1 protein-coding gene is annotated in these 587 nt (G+C 67.3%); it reads right to left on the bottom strand.

Annotation, left to right across the window (positions count from 1 at the left end):
- Positions 1–26 precede the first annotated feature (26 nt).
- A partial coding sequence (locus KUM32_RS39865) for an RICIN domain-containing protein (RefSeq protein ID WP_217146610.1) occupies positions 27–587 on the bottom strand: 561 nt, incomplete at its 5' end.

Genomic DNA, 587 nt, shown 5'->3' with positions numbered 1-587 from the left:
CGCGTCCCCGGTCTAGGGCGGACCCGTCAGTCGATGGCCCAGAACCGGTTGTTGGCCGCGTTGCTGCAGGTGTACTGGATGAGGTCGGCGCCGTTGCCCTTGCTCGCGCCCCGTACGTTCAGGCACTTGCCGCTCTTCGCGTTGACCAGCCGGTACTGGCCGTACTGGCTGTGGTACTCCAGCACCCACAGCCCGTTGTTCTGGTTGTTGCAGTCCCACTGGACGACGCGGGCCTTGTTGGCCGTGCTGCCACCCTTCACGTTCATGCACAGCTTGCTGTTGTAGTTGACCACGTGCCTCGTGGAGCCCGGCCCCTCGGTGAGGTACCACCAGTGGTGGCCCTTGCCGGTGCACGTCCACTGGTCGAGCCCCTTGCCCCTGGCCTTGCTGAGCCCCGGCACCTCCGCGCACTTGTTGGAATGCGCGAACTTGAAGTAATAGATGTAGTCGCCGGCGGCGGCCTTGGCCTCTCCTTGGAGCCCGTCCACAGCGCGCCAGGCCGACCCGGTGGCGCGCTCGGTCGCGGCCGAGTCGGCACGAGGCGCTACGGCGTCGGCCGCCGGCGCGCATACGAATCCCCCTCCGAT

It is taken from the genome of Streptomyces sp. AC627_RSS907, assembly GCF_019049165.1.
The sequence above is the reverse complement of the archived record's forward strand: the minus strand, read 5'-3'. Positions and strand labels throughout refer to the sequence as shown.